At 43.6% G+C, this 24376-nt stretch carries 22 protein-coding genes; 13 read left to right on the top strand and 9 right to left on the bottom strand.

Features of this window, described 5'->3' with window-relative positions:
* Positions 1–246: 246 nt before the first annotated feature.
* The 3 genes from ACR65F_RS13830 to ACR65F_RS13820 all read right to left on the bottom strand — a co-directional run bounded on the left by ACR65F_RS13830 (position 247) and on the right by ACR65F_RS13820 (position 2237).
* Positions 247–447 (bottom strand): cold-shock protein, encoded by a 201-nt coding sequence (locus ACR65F_RS13830; RefSeq protein ID WP_025783780.1) that lies wholly within the window; start codon positions 445–447, stop codon positions 247–249.
* 158 nt (positions 448–605) lie between these two features.
* The gene (locus tag ACR65F_RS13825) at positions 606–1604 is read right to left on the bottom strand and encodes an inorganic phosphate transporter (protein ID WP_039042289.1); all 999 of its coding nucleotides are present in this window, start codon (positions 1602–1604) and stop codon (positions 606–608) included.
* 12 nt (positions 1605–1616) lie between these two features.
* Positions 1617–2237 (bottom strand): DUF47 domain-containing protein, encoded by a 621-nt coding sequence (locus tag ACR65F_RS13820; RefSeq protein WP_025783778.1) that lies wholly within the window; start codon positions 2235–2237, stop codon positions 1617–1619.
* 238 nt (positions 2238–2475) lie between these two features.
* Here ACR65F_RS13820 and ACR65F_RS13815 point away from each other — a divergent pair, with 238 nt between their 5' ends.
* From ACR65F_RS13815 to ACR65F_RS13775, 9 genes are all read left to right on the top strand, one after another.
* Positions 2476–3009: an NfeD family membrane protein gene (locus tag ACR65F_RS13815; protein ID WP_231567234.1), complete on the top strand. Its 534-nt coding sequence runs from the start codon at positions 2476–2478 to the stop codon at positions 3007–3009.
* A 47-nt stretch (positions 3010–3056) separates the two neighbouring features.
* Positions 3057–4598, top strand: coding sequence for a flotillin lipid rafts scaffold protein FloT (gene floT / locus ACR65F_RS13810; RefSeq protein WP_039042302.1), 1542 nt, complete (start codon positions 3057–3059; stop codon positions 4596–4598).
* A gap of 844 nt (positions 4599–5442) precedes the next feature.
* The gene (locus tag ACR65F_RS13805) at positions 5443–6141 is read left to right on the top strand and encodes an ABC transporter ATP-binding protein (protein ID WP_440504747.1); all 699 of its coding nucleotides are present in this window, start codon (positions 5443–5445) and stop codon (positions 6139–6141) included.
* The gene (locus ACR65F_RS13800; RefSeq protein WP_440504746.1) at positions 6131–7453 is read left to right on the top strand and encodes an ABC transporter permease; all 1323 of its coding nucleotides are present in this window, start codon (positions 6131–6133) and stop codon (positions 7451–7453) included. Before ACR65F_RS13805 ends, ACR65F_RS13800 begins: the two co-directional genes overlap by 11 nt.
* Before the next feature lie 130 nt (positions 7454–7583).
* Positions 7584–8966 carry a class II fumarate hydratase gene (gene fumC / locus ACR65F_RS13795; RefSeq protein WP_039044600.1) on the top strand — a complete coding sequence of 461 codons (1383 nt, stop codon included), beginning with the start codon at positions 7584–7586 and terminating at the stop codon, positions 8964–8966.
* Between the two features lie 84 nt (positions 8967–9050).
* Complete coding sequence (locus ACR65F_RS13790) at positions 9051–9560, top strand: PCYCGC motif-containing (lipo)protein (RefSeq protein ID WP_440504745.1); 510 nt, start codon at positions 9051–9053, stop codon at positions 9558–9560.
* Between the two features lie 251 nt (positions 9561–9811).
* The gene (locus tag ACR65F_RS13785) at positions 9812–10351 is read left to right on the top strand and encodes a DinB family protein (RefSeq protein WP_255352981.1); all 540 of its coding nucleotides are present in this window, start codon (positions 9812–9814) and stop codon (positions 10349–10351) included.
* Between the two features lie 133 nt (positions 10352–10484).
* Positions 10485–11141, top strand: a complete 657-nt coding sequence (locus ACR65F_RS13780) for a Dph6-related ATP pyrophosphatase (protein WP_039044337.1) — start codon at positions 10485–10487, stop codon at positions 11139–11141.
* 24 nt (positions 11142–11165) lie between these two features.
* Entirely contained in the window at positions 11166–11741 is a 576-nt protein-coding gene (locus tag ACR65F_RS13775; protein WP_440504744.1) for a YgaN family protein, read from the top strand.
* 80 nt (positions 11742–11821) lie between these two features.
* On the opposite strand, the gene ACR65F_RS13770 is transcribed toward ACR65F_RS13775, so the two are convergent.
* Both ACR65F_RS13770 and ACR65F_RS13765 read right to left on the bottom strand, forming a co-directional pair.
* Positions 11822–13453, bottom strand: a complete 1632-nt coding sequence (locus ACR65F_RS13770) for an MFS transporter (RefSeq protein WP_440504743.1) — start codon at positions 13451–13453, stop codon at positions 11822–11824.
* A 522-nt stretch (positions 13454–13975) separates the two neighbouring features.
* On the bottom strand, positions 13976–14515 hold the full coding sequence (locus tag ACR65F_RS13765) for a GNAT family N-acetyltransferase (RefSeq protein ID WP_440504742.1): 540 nt from the start codon (positions 14513–14515) through the stop codon (positions 13976–13978).
* A 236-nt stretch (positions 14516–14751) separates the two neighbouring features.
* Here ACR65F_RS13765 and ACR65F_RS13760 point away from each other — a divergent pair, with 236 nt between their 5' ends.
* A complete protein-coding gene (locus tag ACR65F_RS13760) occupies positions 14752–16146 on the top strand; it encodes an L-cystine transporter (protein WP_440504741.1) in 1395 nt (464 codons plus the stop codon).
* Between the two features lie 284 nt (positions 16147–16430).
* On the opposite strand, the gene ACR65F_RS13755 is transcribed toward ACR65F_RS13760, so the two are convergent.
* Together ACR65F_RS13755 and nfsA are read right to left on the bottom strand one after the other, a co-directional pair.
* Entirely contained in the window at positions 16431–17600 is a 1170-nt protein-coding gene (locus ACR65F_RS13755) for a class I SAM-dependent methyltransferase (RefSeq protein ID WP_440504740.1), read from the bottom strand.
* Between the two features lie 45 nt (positions 17601–17645).
* Positions 17646–18377 carry an oxygen-insensitive NADPH nitroreductase gene (gene nfsA, locus ACR65F_RS13750; protein ID WP_440504739.1) on the bottom strand — a complete coding sequence of 244 codons (732 nt, stop codon included), beginning with the start codon at positions 18375–18377 and terminating at the stop codon, positions 17646–17648.
* Positions 18378–18450: 73 nt separating this feature from the next.
* Here nfsA and ACR65F_RS13745 point away from each other — a divergent pair, with 73 nt between their 5' ends.
* Both ACR65F_RS13745 and ACR65F_RS13740 read left to right on the top strand, forming a co-directional pair.
* Positions 18451–20010 (top strand): FMN-binding glutamate synthase family protein, encoded by a 1560-nt coding sequence (locus ACR65F_RS13745; RefSeq protein ID WP_039044331.1) that lies wholly within the window; start codon positions 18451–18453, stop codon positions 20008–20010.
* Positions 20011–20160: 150 nt separating this feature from the next.
* A complete protein-coding gene (locus ACR65F_RS13740; protein ID WP_440504738.1) occupies positions 20161–21798 on the top strand; it encodes an AMP-binding protein in 1638 nt (545 codons plus the stop codon).
* A 34-nt stretch (positions 21799–21832) separates the two neighbouring features.
* On the opposite strand, the gene ACR65F_RS13735 is transcribed toward ACR65F_RS13740, so the two are convergent.
* Together ACR65F_RS13735 and ACR65F_RS13730 are read right to left on the bottom strand one after the other, a co-directional pair.
* Positions 21833–22198, bottom strand: a complete 366-nt coding sequence (locus ACR65F_RS13735; protein ID WP_039044329.1) for a DUF2188 domain-containing protein — start codon at positions 22196–22198, stop codon at positions 21833–21835.
* 42 nt (positions 22199–22240) lie between these two features.
* A complete protein-coding gene (locus tag ACR65F_RS13730; protein WP_440504737.1) occupies positions 22241–22717 on the bottom strand; it encodes a nucleoside deaminase in 477 nt (158 codons plus the stop codon).
* Between the two features lie 159 nt (positions 22718–22876).
* Here ACR65F_RS13730 and putP point away from each other — a divergent pair, with 159 nt between their 5' ends.
* Positions 22877–24361, top strand: a complete 1485-nt coding sequence (gene putP, locus ACR65F_RS13725; RefSeq protein ID WP_039044327.1) for a sodium/proline symporter PutP — start codon at positions 22877–22879, stop codon at positions 24359–24361.
* Positions 24362–24376: the final 15 nt, after the last annotated feature.

Raw genomic sequence — 24376 nt, 5'->3', positions numbered from 1 at the left:
AGAATGGAACTATTTCGTTGGAAGAATTCGTATCTTTGGACAGTAGGATTGTAGATTAGTTGAATCGGAAAGATAGCATGTGTTATCGGCAATATGAGTGGAAGAGTCGGTAAAATGGAGAGCTGAAGCGGACAATCGGCTTTTTGGGGGAATGAATCAGCAAACAGAAGCAATTCATAATGGGGATAAAACAACATAAAAAAACCGTTCCCTTAGGAGGAAACGGTTTTGAAAGGTTGAAGTTAATTAGTTCTTTTCAACGTTTGTAGCTTGAAGACCGCGTTGGCCTTGCTCGATTTCGAAAGTTACATCCTGGCCTTCTTCAAGAGTCTTGAAGCCTTCGCCTTGGATTGCTGAGAAGTGAACGAATACGTCGTCGCCATCTTCACGTTCGATGAAGCCGTAACCTTTTTCTGCGTTAAACCATTTTACTTTACCATGTTCCATGTTTGTTTCCTCCTCGTATGCGTAATAGCGCATACATTGTGTTACTATCCTTGCTCAAGTCTTGAAAGGGTCAAGTGAACTCAACCATCGCGCCGAACAAAAATAATTCTTCTTAATCATAACAGAGGGTAGTTGGCAAAGCAACCCATATGTTCAAATTAAAATAACAAGTTAAGCAATTGATACAATACTGCAGCTACCAATGCGGAGATAGGCATCGTTATCACCCAAGTGATGACAATCTTCTTAGCGGTCCCCCATTTAACGCCTTTTACACGTTGAGCAGAGCCTACTCCCATAATGGAGGAAGAGATCACATGAGTTGTCGATACAGGCAAGTGAAGAAGCGTTGCTCCAAAAATAATTGCAGCAGAGTTCAAGTCGGCAGCAGCCCCGTGGATTGGACGGATTTTCATAATCTTACCACCGACTGTTTTAATGATTTTGTATCCACCGATTGATGTCCCGATACCCATGGAAGTGGCAGCGGCAATCCGTACCCACATTTGAATATCGTCACCTGTTTGAAGGTTTGCAGCAATAAGGGCCATCGTAATAATCCCCATAGCTTTTTGAGCATCGTTTGTACCATGTGTAAACGACTGAATCGCGGCTGTAAGAATTTGCAAATACCGAATACGTTTGTTTGCTTTAAACAGATTTCTATTTTTCAGCACAGCCCGAAGGATCGTCATGACGATGAATCCTCCTACTATTGCTATGACTGGTGAGATGAGAAGTGCCTTCATAATTTTAGTGAATCCACTATAGTTTAAAATACCAAATCCGGCAGCTGAAATCGCAGCGCCCGCAATCGAACCGATCAAGGCGTGTGAGGAACTGGAAGGAATACCGAAATACCACGTTACCAAGTTCCATATAATCGCAGACAGGAGAGCGGCTAAAATGACGATTGAACCGTTTTCTAGTGTGAACGGATCCACAATATCTTTTGAAATGGTTTTTGCTACGCCGGTGAATGTTAAAGCACCCGCAAAGTTCATCGTCGCAGCTAGTAAAATCGCTACACGAGGCTTAAGCGCACGCGTCGACACGGAAGTGGCAATTGCATTCGCTGTATCATGAAACCCGTTAATGAAATCAAATACAAGTGCAAAAATGACTATCAAAATGGTCAGAAGCAATACTGTATCCATCAGTCTGCCCCCTTACGCGTTACGCATGATGATCGTCTCAATCGTGTTGGCGACATCCTGGCAGTAATCTGCAACATCTTCTAACAGTTCGTATATATCTTTAAATTGGATGATTCGGATTGGATCCGTCTCGCGTATGAACAATTGCTTAATGGATGTACGAAGCACTTCATCACAAATTCGTTCGTATTCCTTAATTGTGACTGCGTGATCACGCATTTCAACAAGTTTTCTCCGTTCTAACAACTTCATCGCTTTTACGATTTCGTCAGAACTTTTCACGATGTTGTCCATGAATGTCTGGACGTATTCATCGATTTCAATCAATGAAAACATTTCTAAGTTAGCGGCGAAATGTTCGACTCCGTCCAAAATGTCATCCATCTTAATGGCGAGTTGTAAAATATCTTCACGCTCGATTGGTGTCATGAATGATGTGTTCAGTTTTGAGATAAGCTCGTGGATTAGGTCGTCCCCATCCGTTTCGTACTTCTTTAACCGTATACTAACTTCTTTTAAGTCAGCAACGGACGTCACTTTATAATCATTTGCATAGTGCATGGCTTCTTGCACATGTTCTGCGATTGTTAGCAGAGCAACAAAAAAGGGATCGGTTTTTCTTGGACTGAACATGATTGACCTCCATCCGATTAACGGAAAGTGAATTGATTAATAACTTATCTATTATAGCAAATTCAACATTGTAAGACGAACATAATTTGCGATTTTTCGACAAAAAAATTGCACTTCATGAATTATTCACAAAAGAGGTAGCAAATAACCGGATTTAAAAATTCTGTTACGAAATATTCATTCAAATGAATCCTTTCCGAATCTCTTACGTATAGAATAGACAAAGGGGGTGTTTGAAATGGAACTGTTCGGCATGACGATTCAAGAACTATACTTACCGATATTGATTGTTGCAGGAATTGCAACGTTGCTCTACTTATTCTTCAGTGATTTAACGGATGGAGCAGGTGATTTGTTTCCTTTGTTAGATCCAGCCGTCATCTTGCCATTCATTACCTTAACGGCAACGTGGGGATATGTACTGGAACTAGCTACAGGACTTGGAAGCGGAGTTATTCTAATTATTTCACTTGCTGCCGGCGCAATACTCGACTTTTTACTATATTTCTTCATTTTGTTGCCACTGAAGTCGGCAGAAGTTTCTATTGCCTATACAGATGAATCGCTTGCAGGAAAAGTGGCTAAAGTCATTGTTCCAATTCCTGCGGATGGATTTGGTGAAATTGTTATCGAAACAGTCAATGGCGTTTTGTCGAAGCGAGCATCTGGTTATGAAAACCATCCGATCGATTATGGAAAAGAAGTGCTTATTATCGAAGTCGATTCAGGAACGTTCATCGTCAAAGAATACGAACCTTTCCGTTTCAAATAATCTTACTAGCTTAAGGGGGAAACAAAATGCCAATAGAATTACCTGGAATGTGGATTGCCATTGCAATCGCAGTATTTGTTGTGTTAGCTGTTATCCTTGTGTACGTAACAAAGTACCGAACAGTCGGACCAGATGAAGCCTTAATTGTTACTGGTAGTTATATCGGGACGAAAAATGTCCATACCGACGACTCTGGAAACAAAGTGAAAATCATTCGTGGTGGCGGTACGTTCGTCCTGCCGGTGTTCCAACAGGCAGCGCCACTCAGTTTGCTGTCTAGCAAGCTTGAAGTTACAACTCCCGAAGTATACACAGAGCAAGGAGTTCCAGTTATGGCAGATGGAACGGCAATCATTAAGATTGGCGGGTCCATTTCAGAAATTGCCACAGCTGCTGAGCAGTTCCTCGGAAAGTCAAAAGAAGACCGAGAGAACGAAGCGAAAGAAGTATTGGAAGGTCACCTGCGTTCCATCTTAGGATCGATGACCGTTGAAGAAATTTATAAAAACCGCGACAAATTCTCTCAAGAAGTTCAACGCGTGGCTTCACAAGATTTAGCGAAAATGGGCTTAGTGATCGTATCATTCACGATTAAAGACGTACGCGATAAAAACGGCTATCTCGATTCACTCGGTAAGCCGCGTATCGCACAGGTTAAACGTGATGCCGATATTGCTACAGCGATTTCAGAGAAAGAAACACGTATCAAGAACGCGGAAGCATCAAAAGAAGCACAAAAAGCGGAAATCGAACGCGCAACTGAAATTGCAGAAGCCGAAAAGGAAAATCAACTGAAAGTTGCAGAATACCGTCTGGAGCAAGACGCGGCTCGTGCGCGTGCTGACCAGGCTTACGAATTGCAAACAGCTCGTTCTAAGCAGGAAGTTATGGAGCAAGAGATGCAAATCCGCATCATCGAACGTCAGAAACAAATTGAACTCGAAGAAAAAGAGATTCAACGTCGTGAGCGACAATACGACTCTGAAGTTAAGAAAAAAGCAGATGCGGACCGTTACGCAATTGAACAGAATGCCGCGGCTGATAAATCCCGCCAACTTGCTGAAGCTGATGCAGAGAAATACCGCATTGAAGCGCGTGCAGCTGCAGATGCTGAAAAAGTTCGTCTCGATGGTACAGCGCGTGCCGATTCCCAACGTGCTCAAGGTGAATCTGAAGCGGATATCATCCGTTTGAAAGGTCTTGCGGAAGCAGAAGCGAAGCGCAAAATCGCGGAAGCATTCGAACACTACGGTCAGGCAGCTATGCTCGATATGATCGTTGGCATGCTACCAGAATACGCGAAACAAGTCGCAAGCCCACTTGCTAACATCGATAAGATTACTGTGGTCGATACAGGTAGCGGCGAAGGTGGCGGTGCTAACAAAGTAACTGGCTACGCAACTGACCTCATGGCTACAATGCAGGAATCACTAGGTGCTACAACAGGTCTAAACATTAAAGAAATGCTAGAAAGTTACGCAGGTAAAGGGACATTGCGCCCAAGCCTCGATAACCTAGCGGAAGAACTCAAGAAACCTCGTTCACCACTAGCGGCATCTACAGAAGAAGCTGCAACTGACGAAGATTAAAATAAAAGTGAAATAATTAAATGAAGTAGGCTGTTCTCCCCAGATGTCTCGGGAGAACAGCTTTTTTATGTGTAGAGATTTTTCTAGAATCAAGCGAGTGATGAGTGGATCCTTATAAAAACTTGGATGTGCTCATAAAACTTGAGAAACGCTCATAAAAACGTAAATGTGCTCATAAGTTTGCAAAACTGCTCATAAACCTTGGTATTTGATCATAACACTAGAAAACTGATCATAAATCAGGAAAATCGCTCATAAAACTCAAAAACTGATCATAACCATTTGCCCGCGGCCTGATTCAAGGCAAGCAAAGTACCTACTCGCGGAAAAGTGCCTTTAACCAATCAAAACCAAGATTTAATTGGTGTGCTTCGCCATGCGAAGCAATTACTACGGAAAGTTGTGAAGCGAAAGTGTCCTAAATGGCAGGAAGCAAATGTTTATCAACTCGTGGCCTAGAAATGTGCTCATAAAACTTGAGAAACGCTCATAAAAACGTAAATATGCTCATAAATTTGCAAAACTGCTCAAAAATCTCTAGAAGTGATCATAAGTACGTGGAAATGACCATAAACGAAAAAAACTGCTCATAAAACTTGAAAACTGATCATAAACCTCTCTTCCACCATCGTCAGCATCCACCGCCAGGCCAATAACCCATCCACTCTCAGAATAGTTCCCTTCATCAATCAAGACCAAGAGCCAGAAGGAGTGCTTCGCCCTGAAAAGCATTCAAATTGAAAAACTTCTCGCATCTTAAGAAATTCTTCATTTTTCCATACACTTCTTCTAAAGATTTGACTGTCATACTCAAAGTATCAGCAAGTTAGAGGAGGACATCAAATTGATTCGCGTAGAAAATATTCAGCATTCGTTCAAAATCGGTAAAAAAGGAAAAGAGCGGCCTGTCCCTGTCTTGAAAGACCTTTCTTTCGAAGTGCAAAAAGGTTCCATTATCTCGATTGTCGGAAGAAGTGGATCAGGGAAGTCAACATTACTTCATATTATGGCTGGATTCCTTAAGCCTGAGAGCGGGAAAATTACAGTCAATGGAACAGTGACGTCTGATTTCAATGAAACCCAAAGTGCAGAATTCCGGCTAGACCAATTCGGGTTCATCTTCCAGAATTTTCAGCTCATGCCCGGTCTCACGACATTCGAGAATATTGAGCTACCTTTGAAACTGAAAGGCACGACAAAAGCAGAACGCACAAAACTAGTGAAGCAACTCATCCAACACGTAGGTTTGAAAGAAGTGCAAGACCATTACCCGAATGAGTTGTCGGGTGGTCAACAACAACGTGTTAGTATCGCCCGTGCACTCATCACGAATCCACCAATCATATTTGCAGATGAACCAACTGGCAGTCTTGACTCAGAAACGGAACAGGAAATTCTAGCGCTCATCCGTTCGCTGAACGAATCCCGTGGAATTACTTTCGTCATTATCACTCACGACGATGAAGTTGCATCTATTGCAGATGAAATTTACCAAATGCACGACGGTGTATTGAAAGCAGGGGGTGTGCATCATGCAATTTAAGGACCAAATCGATTTTGTTAGCCAGCACATTAAAAAGAACAAACTACGTGTATTCATGACAATCTTAGCCGCAACGATGGGAACCGCTTTTCTTATCATTTTAGCTTCTGTCGGATTCGGGATCCAAGACACATTGCGCAGCGAAATTTTGGACAACCGACTCGTCACACAAATTGAAGTGTATTCGAGCGATATCGATTCTGCAAAAGCAGAAGAAATGAAGAAGCTAAATCATGTGAAAGCGGTCGTTTTACGCCAACAAATTAGTTTGTCTCAGCAATCCACACTCGACACATATAGCAATTCTGGAACACTTGTCGTTTCAGAGTTTGCGGAAGAGCAAAAGGCAGGATTCGCGTTAGAGAAAGGGCGTTTACCGGAGAATAAATATGAAATCGTCGTCGGAAGTGATTTTGCAAAAAATTTAATCGATGAAGCGGAAGTTGAGAAGCTGGAAAACCAACAGTCAGCGGAGGACTCGACTACAGAAGGTGATGCTGAAATTGAAATGCCGCACTATGAAGGTGATCTCCTAGGTAAGGAAATCACATATGAACTTGGAAGCCTCGAAACATCTGAATTGTACGGTGAACCGATTCAACTGAAGATTGTTGGAATCGCAAAGGAACCTGCAAAAGACTTTATGTTCGATAGTAACCTATATGCGGATGCATCGATAATACCAGAACTAGAAGCTATTTATGATCGACATAAGCCAAAAGAAGGTGCGGATCCGCTGTTCTATTCAAACCTAAACATCTATGCGGATGAACTGCAAAATGTAAAGGGCATCACGACATCGTTAAAAGATGACGGATATTCTGTGTATTCAATATCAGAAGAGTTGGAGCAAATCGATGTCTTTTTCTTAGCCCTAAAAGCCGGACTTATCTTCGTTGGAACCATTGCTATCTTAATTTCTTCTATTGGTATCTTCAATACGATGACGATGGCAGTGACTGAGCGTACACGCGAAATCGGTGTCATGAAAGCGCTCGGTGCGAAACCAAAACTGATTCAGCGATTGTTTTTACTTGAAAGTGCATGGATTGGCATCATTGGAACTGTCATCGCAGTCATCCTTTCTTATGCAATTAGCATCCTCGCAAACTACATCTTGCCACTCATCGTAGGAGCGGCACTTGGAGAAGAGGACTTTAATGAATTGAACATCACGTTTTCAATCATTCCCTGGCAGCTCGTTGTCATTGCATCAGCGATCAGTATTAGCGTGGCAATGATTTCAGGATGGCGTCCCGCACGTAAAGCAACACAAATCGATGTCATCGATGCGTTACGCCGCGAATTATAAAAGGAAGATCCGCTCACTATGGCGGATCTTTTTCTTATTGTACTGATTCAAATATCTTTGATTTTACAGATGAATTCCGGCATGATAGATAAGAAGAGAGTCAATTTATTTCCGAAAAGGGGTTTTCAGGATGGAATACCGCATTGAGCACGATACGTTTGGTGAAATTCAAGTCCCAGCGGACAAACTATGGGGTGCACAAACACAGCGTAGTAAACAAAACTTTAAAATTGGCGGAGAACGCATTCCGACTGGCGTCATCCAGGCCTTTGCACATTTGAAAAAATCTGCAGCCATTGCAAGTCACTCGTTCGGAAATCTTTCCGAAGTGAAGATGAAAGCAATCTCAGCTGCAGCCAATGAAGTATTAGAAGGTAAATGGGACGACCATTTCCCACTTGTCGTTTGGCAAACAGGAAGTGGAACGCAGTCAAACATGAATATGAACGAAGTACTCGCTAACCGCGGGAATCAGTTGCTTGAAGAGTGGGGCGAGGAAGAGCGCTTGCACCCGAATGACGACGTGAACAAATCACAAAGTTCAAATGATACATTCCCGACGGCGCTTCACGTATCAGGAGTAATCGCAGTTGAACGTGAACTCCTACCAGCACTTGAGAAACTAAAGAAAACGCTAGGCGATAAGTCGGAAGCGTTCATGGACATTATTAAAATTGGCCGCACACACTTGCAGGATGCGACACCTCTTACACTTGGTCAAGAGATGAGCGGTTGGCATCAGATGCTTGTGAAAACGGAGAAGATGCTTAAGGAAAGCGTTCAATCGATGAAAGAACTTGCGATCGGTGGAACAGCTGTCGGTACGGGTCTGAACGCACCAAAAGGATTCGGAGACAAAGTGGCAGAAGAAATTTCGAAGTCTGTCGGTATTGACTTTACGTCAGCTGAAAACAAGTTCCACGCACTTACAAGCTATGACGAAGTCGTTTACACACACGGTGCCATGAAAGCACTTGCTGCAGATCTTATGAAAATTGCCAATGACGTACGTTGGCTTGCTAGCGGTCCGCGTTCAGGTATCGGTGAAATTACGATTCCTGAAAACGAGCCAGGTAGTTCGATCATGCCAGGAAAAGTGAACCCTACACAAAGTGAAGCATTGACGATGGTCGTTGCACAAATCATGGGGAATGACGCAACAATCGGATTTGCAGCGAGCCAGGGGAACTTCGAGCTCAACGTATTCAAGCCAGTCATCATCTTCAACTTCTTGCAAACGTCAAAACTGTTAGCAGATGGAATGATCAGCTTCAACGACAACTGTGCAGTTGGAATTGAACCAAATCTTGAAGAAATCGATAACAAAGTGAAAAATTCACTCATGCTCGTAACTGCACTTAATCCGCATATTGGGTATGAAAATGCAGCTAAGATTGCAAAAACGGCTCACAAAGAAGGAACAACTTTGAAGGAAGCGGCACTCAAAACAGGACTTCTAACTGAGGATCAGTTCAATGAGTGGGTAGATCCTTCTAAAATGACTGGCTTGTAAGTTGCCACAATATTGTAACGGTACGACCATGTTTAATCCTGTATGCTGAGAGGACAAACTTCAAGAAAAGGAGTCGACATGTCCATGAAAAAACGTCTCATGCCGATCTTAGCTGTACTTGTGATTGTTCTCGCTGCATGCGGTGGGAAAACGGCTACAGAACAGCCTCATGAAGAAACGCCAACATTAGCCGTGGGTGAAGAAAAACAACTTCCGAATGGTGACTTACAACAAGTCACTGCGTCTGCAGAAGAACTGCCTGCTTTCCTCGATGACAAATCAGATGATCTTCAACTTGTTTATCAAGTAGCAGGAAGCGCGGAAGACATTTTGAAATACATGCCATGCTACTGTGGGTGTGCGGATAGCGCAGATCACGGCAGCAACTTGAACTGTTTTGTGGATGAAATCCGAAAAGATGGTTCGGTCGTATGGGATGACCATGGAACACGATGTGACGTCTGTGTAGAAATTGCAGTCAAGTCTGTCACCATGGCGCAAGAAGGAAAATCGTTGAAAGAAATTCGTAAAACAATCGACACAGATTACAACAAAGGGTACGCGCGTCCAACGGATACGCCAATGCCATCATAAGATAAGGAAAACAGGTTCTCTTTTGAGGGCCTGTTTTTTTATATAAATCCAACCATTATTTCTGCATAAAAAACCTCTAGAAACCCTTTCGCAATAGGATTAACCCATAAAGGTTGTATTCTTTTGAAAGGTGGTCTATGATCGGTGTCAGATAGGCTATAAAAGGGATGGGAATTTACTATTCTGACAGTTAAATTTAGGGTTCCTTTTTCATGAATATGAGCGTATGATTCTAATATATTTCAGAGAGAATGCAGACGCGAAAAATGCGTAGGAGGGGTACCATGGTTTTTGAAGGCAATAACAAAATACGCAAGAAGATTTTACAAGCAGTCCAAGGACTGACGAATGAGGAACTCAATCGGAAACCTGCCAATGGTGGCTGGTCACCGAAACAAATCCTCGAGCATCTCTCGCTCATGGAAACGCTCATCGCTTCAAATGTGGCAAAGGAATTGAAAAATCCTGAAAGTCCGAAAGCGATGAAGAAGCCAATTTCCATTTCAACGAACCGCATCATTAAAGTAGAGGCTCCAGGAAGAACAGTTCCTTCGGATACATTCAAGACGCTTTGCGAGATGAAACAGGAATTACACAATTCCCGGATATATTTGCTCGACGTATATGATAGCAGCAACAAAGAGTCGCTTATGAAAAAGTCATGCAAGCATCCGATTTTTGGACAAATTCCATTGTGTCAATGGTTCCCGTTTGTTGGATTGCATGAAAAGCGTCATTTGAAACAATTGCGTGATACAATCGAATCATTACAACTGAAAAAAGCAATTTAACCGGAAGTTCGTTAATCGAACAAAGGTTACTTAGCAAATCACCCTCTATGCCATTTGTGCGTAGAGGGTTTTTGCATAGGGAAATGGTCGTGCTATACTGTCTGCAAGTAACTAGAGAGGGAGAGTGGATTGTATGGATCGGAAATTTGTAGCATCCTGGAGTGGCGGTAAGGATTCCACCATGGCCGTTTACAAAGCGTTGGAAAACGGGGAGACCCTCACACGAATATGGACAATGTTTGAAGAAGAGGCAGACCGATCTCGCTCTCATGCTTTGCCGGAATCGGTCATTCATGCGCAAGCAGAGCGATTGAAGGTTCCGTTGATGACACGACAGGCATCCTGGGAGACCTATGAACAAGAATTTATCGACGCCATGAAAGAATGCACAGATGCAGGGATTCGCTATGGTGTATTTGGCGATATCGATTTAGAAGACCATCGAACTTGGGTTCAACAAGCATGTGAACAAGCAGGGATGACTGCATGGCATCCGCTATGGCTTATCCCGAGACGGCAATTGTTGGAGGAATTCATTGCTGCAGGATTTGAAGCGTATATTATTGTAGTGGACACCAGTCGGATGCCGAAACGCTTTCTGGGAGAACGTTTTACAATTGAATTAATGGATGAACTCGAAGCGCTCGGAATCGATAGTTGTGGAGAGTCCGGTGAATTCCATACAGTCGTTGCTGATGGACCGATTTTTAGTGAGCGAGTTCCACTTGTATTTGGGGAACCTGTGGAAAAAGGAAACTACGTCTTTTTACCGACAGACTGCGTCGAATAACGCTAACAAACAAAGGGGATGCGTGTGAAACGATTTTGTGTTGCTGGAGTATGGTTATTCGCAACATTGTTGTTAGCGGGATGCTTTGGAGGCAAGTCCATCACGTTGACACAAAGAACGTTGACGGAGGATGAACAGCGGTTAATCTACAGTGCAGGTGGAATGGACGCCCTGCATTTTACTTCAAAAGACACATTGGCGGATGGCAAAAGTATTCAACTCACCATTGAGCAATATGAACACGGGGAGTACGTAGGAACGCTTGCGGAAATCCCATGGAATGGTTCAGCAGAACAGCAAGTACTGCTAATTGGGTTTGGGGTTCAGCAAACAGATGAAAATACGATCGAACGAATCCTTTTCAGTTCACCAGGCGGACGTTTACTACCTGAACTAGAAGGAATGCCTGGAGGATCGACGTTAATGCCGGCCTTTGAAAGTGAACTCACTTTGAAACAAGGGGAAGTTGCTTATCTTGCATACTATATCGTCTCAGCAAGTGGAAGGGTTCAAACGTTTAACATGGATGATGAAAACGCGTTGAAACAGCTACAAGCTTATGATCGCTGCCTCCTCTTAAAAGCAGAGTGGAAAGAGTAACCCGAAGTGTGTGTAAGCTTCGGGTTTTATGGTGTGAAAAAACCGTTCAGGAGTGTTCTGAACGGTTCGGTAAAACTGCATTATTCGTTTTTTGAAACACTCTGTTGGTTTTTCTGTGTTTCCTGTTTATCTAATCTGTCGCTTTCAATCGCGTCTTGTTTATATTGTTTACTAAACACAATGGAAATGATGATCATGAGAAGCGCCATGAAAGCGGTTGTTAAATAGATCGGTTCATATGCTGAGTGCGCAGCTTGTTGAAATGCTTCATGCAAAGCGTCTCGCACTTCAGGTGCAGGGATCTGGTCAATTTTAGCTTGCAAATCTCCGTAGCTGCTACCCGCCAATTCCTCCATAGAACCTTCTGGAAGTTGACTAGGATCGATTCCGTGTTCCTTCAACTTCTGAGGGATCAGGTCTCCAATTTTACTGAATCCATTTTGGATGAACACCGCAAAGATAGTTGGAGAAATGGTCAGTCCTACTTGACGCGCTACGGAAAGAGTTCCGATAGCAGAGCCTTTTTGTGTCCCAGCAGCATTTGAAGTGAGGACGGTCAATGGTGCGCCCAGTACAAATCCGAATCCTGCTCCTGCGATGACAGAGAAAACGATGAACAGCAATTTAGTATCCACAAAGTAACCAAGACCACCGAAGCCGATGATCCCGATGATTCCTGCAAAAATCAACGTCTTCACTGGTCCTTTTTTATCTACAAAATAACCTCCTCCACCGGCTCCGATACCTGAAGCGAGTGCAAGGGGTGTCATCCAGTAGCCTGATTTCGCGGCGGGAATTCCGAGGATTTGTTGTGCAAAGGATGGAATGAAAATAATCGCACCGATGAACGTCCCTGATAATAATCCCATTACCATTGTCATCGCATAAGTGGGCTTGCGAAGTAAGCTATATGGAAGAATCGGGTCGATTTTATCCCCCTGTTCGTTGCGCTTTTCAACAAAGATGAGGGTTGCGAAAATTAAGACTCCGAGAACTAAAAGTCCAAGCACACTCCATTTTACGATTGCTTCAGTGAAGGAACCACCACGTCCAATGTTATTAATCGCGAACATGACGCTCAATATAGAGAAGGACAAGAGCGAAATCCCGAGGAAGTCAATTTTAGACATAACATAGGATTTTGTTTCTTCCAATGAGAAGAAACCGACTACGACGAGTGCGATCCCGATAGGAACATTAATCAGAAATAGCCAATGCCAGTTTCCTGTGATATCGATAAGGAAACTCCCGATGTTCGGTCCGACAACTGACGCGATTCCGTTCATCCCGCCAAGAAGTCCGAGCATGCTGCCTTGCTTTTCTTTCGTAAACGTACTTAATACATGAGAGCTCGCGATAATGAAAATACCACCACCACCAAATGATTGGAACAAACGCGCTGCGAGGAATAGCGTGAAATTTGGACTGAGCGCTACCCCGAGTGAACCGATGGTGAAGATCACAATTTCAATGAGGAAGAGTTTTTTGCGTCCATACCGGTCAGCGAGTTTCCCGACGATCGGCGTCATCACAGCAAGACCTAGCGTGTACAGAGTAATCCCCCAAGATCCTTGCGTAGCACTTACATCGAATGAGGTGTTAATGGTTGTAAGTGCCGCACTGATTATCCCGTTGTCCAGTGCCGCCATGAACACACCAACCAACAGAATAATAAAGCCGATGTTCACTTTAGATGTTTTTTCTACTGCCATTGTTTGACCTCCTCTGCAGAATGTCTTGAGCTATAAACCATTTAAACAGTGTACCTTATTTACATAAACTTTACATAAACTGCAGATTACAATTGTGGTTTCAATTTTTGAGAAGCGTCCCTCAATTAGTTGTTGAAACAAGTTTTCCCAACGTATGTTGCGTGTTCTTGAGTCACGCGTAGAAGTTTACTATTGTTACTTAGCGGCTGTTAAGAGGACTATGCGTAAGGCGATCGATACGAGAGGGAACCCGCCCGATTCCGGTCGTAAGGCGATCGATACGAGAGGGAACCCGCCCGATTCCGGTCGCAAGGCGCTCGATACGAGAGGAAACCCGCTCGATTCTGGCTGCAAGGCGATCGATACGAGAGGGAACCCGCTCGATTCTGGCTGCAAGGCGATCAATACGAGAGGAAACCCGCTCGATTCCAGCTGAAACCAGCTCGATACAAAGTTAACAATCAAACAATGAAACTAAAAACAGCTGCCACCTCTCTTACAGAGAGTGACAGCCATTCTTTGTTAGTTCCAATCACGCGCAAGCATACTATACATAGCCAGATCATGAAAATGATCATACAAAAACTCACCATCGCGTTGAATACCATCAAGATGAAAACCGAGCCGCTCTGGAATTGCACGGCTTTTTACATTTTCAACTCCACAACGAATCTCTATGCGATTTAGTTTGTATGTAGAAAACGCGCAGTCAACTAGTGTACGAACTGAATCCGTCATAATTCCATGTCCTTGAAAACGATCCCCAATCCAATAGCCTAAACTCGTACTTCTATTCATCCAGTCAATCTTGTGAAATCCAATCATTCCCGCAATCTTACCTTCGTACAGGATACCTACCTGAAAGCCATTGTGTTCCGCAAACTGTTTCAACCACATTTCGATGACAGGACGATAGCTTTCAGGAGAAAGTGCTCCGTCAACCCATGGAAGCCACTCGCGCAAATGCTCCCGTGATTCATTTACCAGAAAGTATAGTTCTGCTGCATTCTCTTGTTCGAGTAACTTCAGTGACACTTTTTCTGAAACAGGAAGAGTAAACATGTGAGCCCTCCATTTGAGATGTTAGATTTTGTTTATTGTAGCAAAGTTGAGTGCACTTGGAAACCTGTATAGGAGACTGCAAATCAGCTATATATGGCCTTTATTAGGTACGTCCAGTAAAAAAAATTTATAGAAACAAGAAAAATACCTCAATCCCTAGTTGACATATCGGGATTGAATACATAAGATAAAGTGTATTAGAAAATCATAGATTATTTACAAAGGGGGACGTCGGGATGGAGACAGGATTTGTCTTATTGAATGTGGCGGGATTGCTTTTGCTAGCGGGTATTTTGTTTTGGATGAACCGCAAACACGTTTCGTTTTCAAAACGTGTGTTTACTGGATTGGGTCTTGGAATTTTATATGGTGTTATCTTGCATGTCAGTTATGGGGTTGAATCGACCGCACTTCAGCAATCGGTTCCCTGGTTCAATATTATGGGCACAGGCTATATTAAACTCTTACAAATGATTGTCGTGCCACTCGTGTTCATCTCGATTTTGACTGCCTTTACGAAAGTGGCGGCGGGGAAGAACTTCGGGAAACAGGCGGCCTTGATTTTAGGAATTCTAATTGGAACGACAGCGATTGCTGCACTGATTGGAATCGGATCTTCACTCTTGTTTGGGCTAGACGCTGAGCAAATCGTACAAGGCGATGCTGAGATTTCTCGCGGAGTATCATTGGAAGAAACTGCGGCAGGCGTTTCAGATAAAGTGCTGCCTGAACAGTTAATAGATTTATTGCCAGCTAATCCATTTCTCGATTTCACGGGTGCTCGTCCGACATCTACAATAGGTGTTGTCATCTTTGCGGCATTTTTAGGATTCGCATTTTTGACAATCCGGAGAAAGGAGCCTGAACAAGCGGCTGTAGTACAAAAAGGAATCGATGCAGTATATTCATTGGTAATGGCAGTCGTAAAAATTGTATTACGACTCACGCCTTATGGAATCCTCGCAATCATGGCACGGACTGTTGCGTTGTCTGATTACGGCGCGATAGTGAATCTAGGTAAGTTTGTAGCCGCTTCTTATGCCGCATTGATTGTCATGTTCTTAGTGCACTTAGTGATTCTTGCCGCAACAGGATTAAACCCGATTACGTACGTGAAGAAAGCGGGAGATACGTTACTGTTCGCCTTTTCATCACGATCCAGTGCGGGTACATTACCATTGACACTAAACACACAAACGACGCGACTTGGAGTACCTGATGGAATAGCGAACTTCGCAGGATCATTTGGGCTATCAATCGGTCAAAACGGATGTGCGGGTATTTATCCAGCCATGCTCGCCGTTATGATTGCGCCGACGGTCGGTCAACCGATTGACGCTCAATTCATTTTGACACTCATTGCGATTGTCGCGATTAGTTCATTCGGCGTCGCAGGTGTTGGGGGAGGCGCAACGTTCGCTGCAATTCTCGTATTGTCTGCGTTGAATCTACCGATTGCACTTGCAGGGATTCTAATTTCTGTCGAGCCACTTATAGATATGGGCCGCACAGCGTTAAATGTCAGTGGATCCATGACAGCTGGTGTCACAACGGCGCGTGTGACGGGAGAACTCGATCATGCGCAGTATGATGAAGTGATGGCGCGAGAAACTTCCGTGTCCGAATTGTAAAAAAACGTCCGCCTCTTATTTGAGAGCGCGGGCGTTTTTACGTGAGTTTGATTTTCAGGTTGAATGAAATGAAAGTGATCAAGCGAGTGGGAAAGTGATCAAGCGAGAGTCGGATCCGCTCAAGCAAGTGGAAAAGTGATCAAGCGAGTAGCGGATCTGCTCAAGCAAATGGAAAAGTGATCAAGAGAGAGTCAGATCCGCTCAAGCAAGCAGCAAAATCACTCAAGCACCACCAACACCATCATCACAAAAAAAGAGCACCCGCAATCGCAGGTGCTCTCCACTTATTTACTCAATACTTCCAACTTCAATTCATTCTCCAAAAACGGCTTAGCATTCAATAAATCCCTGAAAGCCCTATATCGTTCAACAGACTCCAAAGAGGGCTGTTTCCCTGAATGGTACGCACGAATCAAAATATTTTTTGGTGTATGCGCCATATCGATGAATTCCAGCAACTGTGTTTCGTACCCAGCGAGCGTCAACAACTCCGCGCGCATCGAATCCGTTGCCAGTGCGGAAAAACGTTCTTTCACGAGACCATGCTGCAACATCACATCTAGCGCAGGTGACTGGATTTGACTAAACAATTCATGTTGACAGCACGGTACACTCAAAATCACGCTCGCTCCCCAACGGACCGCCCGTGCGAGTGCCATATCCGTCGCAGTGTCACACGCATGCAACGTGACTACCATGTCAACAGAGGTTTCATCCTCATAATCATTAATGTCACCAACTAAAAACTCCAAGCGATCGTATTCAAGGTCGCGTGCAATCTCAGAGCATTCTTCAATGACCTCTTTCTTCAAATCGAGGCCGGTCACGTGGATATCGAGTCCCTTTTCAATATGAAGATAATGATACAACGCAAACGTTAAATACGATTTACCAGAACCGAAATCCAGAATCCGGACAGTTCGATCATTCGGGAGATGGGTCAAAGCGTCATCGATGTATTCAATGAACCGGTTAATCTGCCTAAACTTATCGTGCTTTTGTTTCTTAACCCGTCCATCTTCAGTCTGTACACCAAGGCGTATTAAAAATGGATAAGGAGTGCCCTCTTCAAGCAAATAATTCTTTTTACGATTGTGCGATAAATCAGCGGTCCTGGACGTTTCTGTCGCACTCGACTTCCAGGAGACTTTAAATTTCTTAGTCAGCTGTATTTGAATCGTTTCACCTGTGAATTCGGCTTGTACTTGTTTGAAATGCATTAGTACATTGGTCAAAAATAGCTCGACGCCTTCGACTGAAATATTATGGTGATTCAGCACGCGTTCAAACTGTTCTTCAAACTGAATGTGCAACTCACCTTTCAATTCAATCGGCTTCGCTTTAATACGCAATAAGCCTTCTGATTTTGTACGGGGTTGACTGAACGTTGCGCGGACAAAAGTGCCATCCGTAAAACGTTTCGCTAAGTCGGTGATCAATTTTTCTAACTCCATTAGGTTTGACTCCTTTACAAGAGAGGTAGGGAAGAAAGCAGACTATTAGTCAAAGTTAAATCCTCGATCTCTTAGAAATTCTTTCATGTAGGGACGTTGAGGTGATTGCAAGAAATCAGCCATCTGTTCAGTCCAGCCTGCGTGCTTACGATTGGAGCTTCGTGTTTCATAATAAGTCTCCATAGTTGCGTCGTAATCACGAAGTATTTCCACATAGTTGCTAGCATCATACATATTTTCGTGCAGCACTGCATCCACTGGTAAACGAGGCTTCACCTCATTCGACTTTGCAGGAACACCAATTGTCATACCAAACATCGGAACTACACCCTCAGGAAGTTTGAGTAGTTCGCTAATCTCAGCGGGGCTATTTCGGACACCCCCGATATAGCAAATGCCGTATCCTTTGGACTCAGCAGCGATTGCAACATTTTGTGCAAAGAGTGCAACATCAATCGTTCCGACGAGCATGGCTTCCGCGTGAGAGTAGTCGATTGAACGGTCATGCAATGCAGCAGCAGTTTGTAAGCGATGGAAATCCGCACAAAAGACCAAAGCAGCACCAGCGCCATTGAATTGATGAGGGTTTTTGGAATACTCACCTAGTTTTTCACGAACTGACGCATCAGTTACGTGGATAACGGAATAGGCTTGGACAAAATGAGAACTAGCGGCGTGTTGACCAGCTGTAACAAGTTCTCGGACTGTTTCTGTGGATAAATGCTCATCCGTATAGGAACGAACAGATGCATGAGATTTCAGTAAGTCAATAACCATTGTGAATCGCCTCCAACTAGTGATTGTGATTAATGGTACACCAGTTTGAGATTATAGAAAAGGAGTGGAGCTTATGAACATTTTTGAAGGACTTTCTCTGACCACTATGCTGATAGTATCTGCATTTATCGTCATTCCTATTTTGGCAATTTCTTATGTATATATATTTGATAGGAAGCAGAAGCAGCATGCTATTTTACGGAATTATCCTATACTTGGCAGAATTCGATATATGATTGAAAAAGTCGGTCCGGAATTCAGGCAATATTTATTTGACAATGATAACGAAGGTAAGCCGTTCAGCCGGGAAGATTATTTGCATATGGTTCTACCGGGGAAATACTTAAAGAGCGTAATCGGATTCGGCTCAAAACGTGACTTTGATGCGTCTGGTTATTATTTGCGGAATGCGATGTTTACGAAACAGAACGAAGAAATGCGTGTAGATAACGATCGCAAAGTAGATTCAATGAGATATATAGTCGATGGTGAAGGGTTATTCTCCCGCAGAGAGCACCGGGAAGAAGTGACGGCAGACCCATGGTTACTTCCTGACGAGGATGCAGTTGTAATCGGCCCGAACTGTAAGCATCCTTTCCGTGTCCATAGCTTGCTTGGACAATCGGCCATGAGTTATGGAGCACTTGGTGAAAATGCGATCACGGCACTTTCTAAAGGAATCGGGATGGCAACGGGGGCATGGATGAATACAGGGGAAGGAGGTCTATCCCCACACCATCTAGCAGGAGATGCAGATATTATCGCGCAAATCGGTTCCGGATTGTTTGGATTCCGCACAAGCGAAGGTGAATTCGATTGGGGCCTACTCACTGAAAAGGCGGAAAATCCAAAAGTCCGGGCGTTCGAACTGAAACTGGCGCAAGGAGCAAAAATGCGTGGTGGACACGTGGAAGGTTCAAAAGTGACGGAAGAAATCGCCTTGATTCGGAATGTCACACCGTTTAAAACGATTAACAGTCCGAACCGTTTCCATCAGTTCGATGATTTCCCTTCCATGTTTTCATTCATCGAAAAAATTCGGAATCATTCTGGGAAACCTGTTGGCATTAAAATTGTAATTGGTGGAATATCGGATGCAGAAGAATTAGCTTCATTCATGAAAGAAACTGGAATGGGGCCAGACTTCATTTCTTTAGATGGCTCGGAAGGTGGTTCAGGTGCGACGTATCAAGACTTAGCAGATTCAGTGGGCCTTCCGATTAAATCTGCATTGATCATACTGGATGACGCATTAAGGAAATTTGAAGTGCGGGATCGAGTGAAAATCATTGCTTCCGGAAAGATGACAACTCCAGACAAAGCGGCAATTGCACTTGCAATGGGGGCGGATCTTGTCCAAATTGCTCGTGGGTTTATGATTTCGGTGGGGTGTATTATGGCACAACGCTGTCATACCAATGAATGCCCGGCAGGTGTTGCTACGACAAATCCGCATTTACAGCGTGGTCTCGTAGTCGAAGAGAAAAAGTATCGGGTCACCAATTATATTTTGACAATGCGTGAGGGGTTGTTCAGAATTGCTGCGGCAGCAGGACTAGATTCACCGACAAAATTAGAGAGACAGCATGTATTCTACAAGGATGAACGTGGTAGAGTGACACCAATCGAGTAAAAAACTACAATACTCAACAAGCGAGGGTAATTTACACTCTGCTTGTTTTTTTGTCGAATAATTGTTGTGTTAAATTTAATAATTATTCATCACAATCAGAAAACTATGATATTATAGAAGGAACTTAGAATTAGATAGGAGGATGGAGAAATGGAGCTGATGAATAAAACGGTCGGAGAAATTTTAAGTGAGCAGGCAGTTCGGTACCCTGAAAACGAAGCATATGTGTATCCGGATCGAAAATTGAGAAAAACGTACACTGAATTCGACAAAGAAACGGATCAACTTGCAAAAGCATTTATGGGGATTGGAATTCAAAAAGGGGAACACGTAGCGATTTGGTCGGATAACAAACCACAATGGCTACTGAGTCAATTTGCGACCGGTAAAATGGGCGCAATTCTCGTAACGGTCAACACGAATTATCAAGCAACCGAGTTACAGTATTTACTGCAGCAATCCGAAGCCACTACTCTCATTTTGGACGAGGGATTCAAAGATACTAGTTATCTAGAGATTTTGCGTTCCATTTGTCCGTCCCAAGAGGAAAGCGATGGAGGGCATATCGATTGTCCTACGTTGCCGAATTTGAAACGTGTGATTTTGATGACAGAGAATAATGAAGTAGGAATTTACAATTGGTATGAGTTTTTGAAACACGCAGAAATGGTATTGGATGAAGAACTGGAGATTCGCAAAAAATCTCTCAATCCGGATGATGTCATTAACATCCAGTACACATCTGGGACGACAGGGTTTCCTAAAGGTGTCATGCTCACTCATAATAATGTCGTGAATAATGGCAATATGATTGGAGAAACTATGAAGTTGTCGAACGCGGACAGATTGTGTATTCCAGTTCCATTTTTCCATTGTTTCGGTTGTGTACTCGGAACTCTTGCAGCAGTGTCTCATGGAGCGACGATGGTCATTGTTGAACAGTTTGAAGCTGCCCGAGTTCTACGCGCAGTTCAAGACGAAAAATGCACGGCATTGCACGGAGTCCCTACGATGTTTATAGCTGAATTGAATCATCCTGATTTTAAAACCTTCGATACTTCCAATTTGCGAACGGGTATTATGGCGGGATCTACATGTCCGATTGAAGTGATGAAGCAAGTTATCGAAGTGATGGGGGCGGCTGAAATTACAATCTGTTATGGATTAACAGAGGCTTCACCTGTCATCTCTCAAACGAAGACGGATGATCCGATTGAAAAGCGGGTGTCTACAGTCGGCAAACCACATCCTCATGTAGAAGTGAAAATCATCGATCCAGCTACCGGTGAAGAACTTCCAACAGGGGAGTCAGGAGAGCTTTGTACCCGAGGATATCATGTGATGAAAGGCTATTATAATAACTCTGAAGCAACTCGCGAAGCGATTGACGAAGAAGGTTGGTTGCATACAGGGGATATTGCTAGATTGGATGAAGATGGCTATCTGGATATCACAGGTCGCATGAAAGACATGGTCATTCGAGGGGGAGAGAATATATATCCCCGTGAAGTGGAAGAGTTTTTGTACACATACCCTGGAGTTTCTGATGTCCAAGTCGTGGGAGTACCAGACGAGAAATACGGGGAAGAACTGATGGCATGGGTCATCCCGAAAGACGGTGTGGAGCTGGATAAGGAAGAAATTCGGTCATTCTGCAAGGGAGCCATATCGCATCACAAAATCCCTCGTTATATTGAATTTACGGATGCCTATCCAATTACGGCTTCAGGAAAGATCCAAAAGTTTAAGTTACGTGAAATGTCCCAAGAAAAAGCGATACACTCTTAAAAAGACGCATGTCCAAATAGGGCATGCGTCTCTATCATTCATATAGCGTCTGTTCTTTTGTTCCATCTTCACGGTATACCGTTAACACACCGTCATGTTCGTTTACATAGGGCTTTGCTTTGTCGAGCAATGCGCTTTTCGTATCTTCCTTATAAATAACAGACGAAGCGCTCTTTTTCTTCAACACCCATTCATCTTCACGTGTACGTACCTCGAAGTGAGGGCGGTCTTCAGCCTTTCCTTCAACTGTTTCTCTAGCCTGAGAAAGTCCGATTGAGATTGCTCGGCCTTCTTCGTATCCTTCCCGGAGTAAGGCATTCCCAATTTCAATGGCTTTGTTGCGTACATCCGCCCCTACATTTTTAAAAGTATCTGGATAATCGTCTTTTGTCCAAGGCATTTGTAACTCCTCCTCCTTAGTTTGCATCACATGTGAACCTTGTTAGCTTGAAATATTGGATTGTTGGTTGGAAGCTGCTATGAAAGGCTCTAGTCTATGATCTGTTTCCACATGCATAAAGGGAACGTCCCGCATTGCACCTGGCTTGTCCTGATCACTGTAAAAGTGCTCCACTTTATCGGGTTTCGGGAGGATTTCCATCGCTTCTTTCTTACTACAAGCGTAATAGATTTCCCCAATGCGAGCTTGATAGGACGCAGCTAAACACATCGGACACGGCTCGCCACTTGCATAAAGAATTGTATCTGAGAGGTCCGTCGAAGCAAGGATTCGACATGCTTCCCTGATTGCGACCAATTCCGCATGTGCAGAAGGGTCGTGATCCACATCTACCGAATTGACGCCACTCGCAATGATTTTACCATCCCGTACGATGACAGCACCATATGGGCCTCCACCTTGAAAGACACTATCAGTTGCTAGATGTATGGCATCATTTAAAAAACGTTCGTGATCCAATTGAATTCCTCCTGTCGAATACTAGCTATTTCCCGGGGAATAAATCGAAAATAGGTATGGCGCAATACACCTAACTTGCCTATAATGGATTTGACCGGGCTTGCATAAGATAATGAAAGCGTTTGCGGTTACTTAGAAAAGAAAAAGGGGGATTGAACTATGTCAGCTGATGGTTACAAACTGATTTCGATTGTGCTTTATATGGCGGCCATGGTGTTCATAGGATGGTACGCATTTCGCCGCACATCTAACTTAACAGATTACATGCTCGGTGGCCGTTCACTCGGACCGGCAGTTACAGCGCTCAGTGCTGGTGCTGCAGATATGTCAGGATGGCTACTACTCGGATTGCCTGGTGCAATCTATGACAAAGGGTTGCCAGAGATCTGGATAGCAATCGGTTTAACAACCGGAGCTTACCTGAACTGGTACTTTGTAGCACCACGTCTACGTGTATATACCCAAGTAACGAACGATTCAATCACAATTCCAAGTTTTCTCGAAAATCGATTGAAAGATAAATCGAGACTTTTAAGAATCGCTTCCGGATTTATTATTCTTATCTTCTTTACATTTTACGTATCTTCCGGAATGGTCGCAGGAGGCAAGTTTTTCCTCAGTTCATTCGGATTGGATTATCATCTTGGACTTATCATTGTGTCGGTTGTCGTCGTAGGTTACACATTGTTTGGTGGATTCCTTGCGGTAAGTTATACGGACTTTGTGCAAGGCCTTATCATGTTCCTAGCACTCATTCTCGTTCCAGTCGTTGCCGTGTTTGTAACGGGTGGAATTCCTGAAACTGTCGATTCAATCCATGCAGTGAATCCGGATATGCTTAGCCTTGTGAAAGGGGCAACACTTCTCGGGGTCATTTCATCCGTTGCGTGGGGACTTGGTTATTTCGGTCAACCGCATATTATCGTGCGCTTCATGGCCATTAAATCCGTTAAGGAAACGAAAAGTGCACGTCGCATCGGAATTAGTTGGATGATTTTAAGCTTACTCGGTGCAGTGGCAACAGCGCTTGTCGGGATTGCTTATTACCAACAGAATCCTGGAGCAGAGTTAGTGGATTCTGAAACAATCTTCATTGCACTCGGGCAAATTATTTTCCATCCATTCATTGCAGGTATCATGCTTGCAGCTGTTCTTGCAGCAGTTATGAGTACGATTTCTTCACAGCTTATCGTGACATCTTCAGCGTTGATTGAAGACTTATATAAGGCTGTTTACAAGACAGATGGTACAGATAAGCAATACGTATTCCTTGGACGTATGGCAGTACTTGTTGTATCACTCATTGCAATGGTTCTCGCTTGGCCGAACAACGAATCCATCTTGAAGCTCGTATCATTCGCTTGGGCTGGTTTCGGTGGCGCATTCGGACCAATCATTCTCTTGTCCCTCTACTGGCGCAAACTGACAGCTAAAGGTGCATTATTCGGAATGGTTGCAGGTGCAATTGTTGTTGGCGTATGGGGGAACATTCCAGCACTATCAGACACTTTGTATGAAATCATCCCTGGTTTCATAGTTTGTCTACTCGTTACGTATTTTGTAAGTCTCGCAACTTACAAGGAAAACAAAGAAATCGAGCGCGAATTTACAGAGTCATTGGACCTGTTAAAACGCGATAGTTAAATTAAAAGTCGTCCA

This window comes from Sporosarcina sp. SAFN-010, from assembly GCF_059415065.1.
This window is presented reverse-complemented; position numbering and strand designations above follow the sequence as displayed.

What these genes read in the sequence shown, in the direction of transcription:
- putP (WP_039044327.1), top strand. Translation starts at nt 22,877, where the DNA reads ATGTCAGCTGATGGTTACAAACTGATTTCGATTGTGCTTTATATGGCG.
- fumC (WP_039044600.1), top strand. Translation starts at nt 7,584, where the DNA reads ATGGAATACCGCATTGAGCACGATACGTTTGGTGAAATTCAAGTCCCA.
- ACR65F_RS13790 (WP_440504745.1), top strand. Translation starts at nt 9,051, where the DNA reads ATGAAAAAACGTCTCATGCCGATCTTAGCTGTACTTGTGATTGTTCTC.
- ACR65F_RS13735 (WP_039044329.1), bottom strand. Translation starts at nt 22,198, where the DNA reads ATGCCTTGGACAAAAGACGATTATCCAGATACTTTTAAAAATGTAGGG.
- ACR65F_RS13755 (WP_440504740.1), bottom strand. Translation starts at nt 17,600, where the DNA reads ATGGAGTTAGAAAAATTGATCACCGACTTAGCGAAACGTTTTACGGAT.
- ACR65F_RS13745 (WP_039044331.1), top strand. Translation starts at nt 18,451, where the DNA reads ATGAACATTTTTGAAGGACTTTCTCTGACCACTATGCTGATAGTATCT.
- ACR65F_RS13765 (WP_440504742.1), bottom strand. Translation starts at nt 14,515, where the DNA reads ATGTTTACTCTTCCTGTTTCAGAAAAAGTGTCACTGAAGTTACTCGAA.
- nfsA (WP_440504739.1), bottom strand. Translation starts at nt 18,377, where the DNA reads ATGGTTATTGACTTACTGAAATCTCATGCATCTGTTCGTTCCTATACG.
- ACR65F_RS13770 (WP_440504743.1), bottom strand. Translation starts at nt 13,453, where the DNA reads ATGGCAGTAGAAAAAACATCTAAAGTGAACATCGGCTTTATTATTCTG.
- ACR65F_RS13825 (WP_039042289.1), bottom strand. Translation starts at nt 1,604, where the DNA reads ATGGATACAGTATTGCTTCTGACCATTTTGATAGTCATTTTTGCACTT.
- ACR65F_RS13820 (WP_025783778.1), bottom strand. Translation starts at nt 2,237, where the DNA reads ATGTTCAGTCCAAGAAAAACCGATCCCTTTTTTGTTGCTCTGCTAACA.
- ACR65F_RS13780 (WP_039044337.1), top strand. Translation starts at nt 10,485, where the DNA reads ATGGATCGGAAATTTGTAGCATCCTGGAGTGGCGGTAAGGATTCCACC.
- ACR65F_RS13830 (WP_025783780.1), bottom strand. Translation starts at nt 447, where the DNA reads ATGGAACATGGTAAAGTAAAATGGTTTAACGCAGAAAAAGGTTACGGC.
- ACR65F_RS13740 (WP_440504738.1), top strand. Translation starts at nt 20,161, where the DNA reads ATGGAGCTGATGAATAAAACGGTCGGAGAAATTTTAAGTGAGCAGGCA.
- ACR65F_RS13815 (WP_231567234.1), top strand. Translation starts at nt 2,476, where the DNA reads ATGGAACTGTTCGGCATGACGATTCAAGAACTATACTTACCGATATTG.
- ACR65F_RS13760 (WP_440504741.1), top strand. Translation starts at nt 14,752, where the DNA reads ATGGAGACAGGATTTGTCTTATTGAATGTGGCGGGATTGCTTTTGCTA.
- ACR65F_RS13785 (WP_255352981.1), top strand. Translation starts at nt 9,812, where the DNA reads ATGCAGACGCGAAAAATGCGTAGGAGGGGTACCATGGTTTTTGAAGGC.
- floT (WP_039042302.1), top strand. Translation starts at nt 3,057, where the DNA reads ATGTGGATTGCCATTGCAATCGCAGTATTTGTTGTGTTAGCTGTTATC.
- ACR65F_RS13800 (WP_440504746.1), top strand. Translation starts at nt 6,131, where the DNA reads ATGCAATTTAAGGACCAAATCGATTTTGTTAGCCAGCACATTAAAAAG.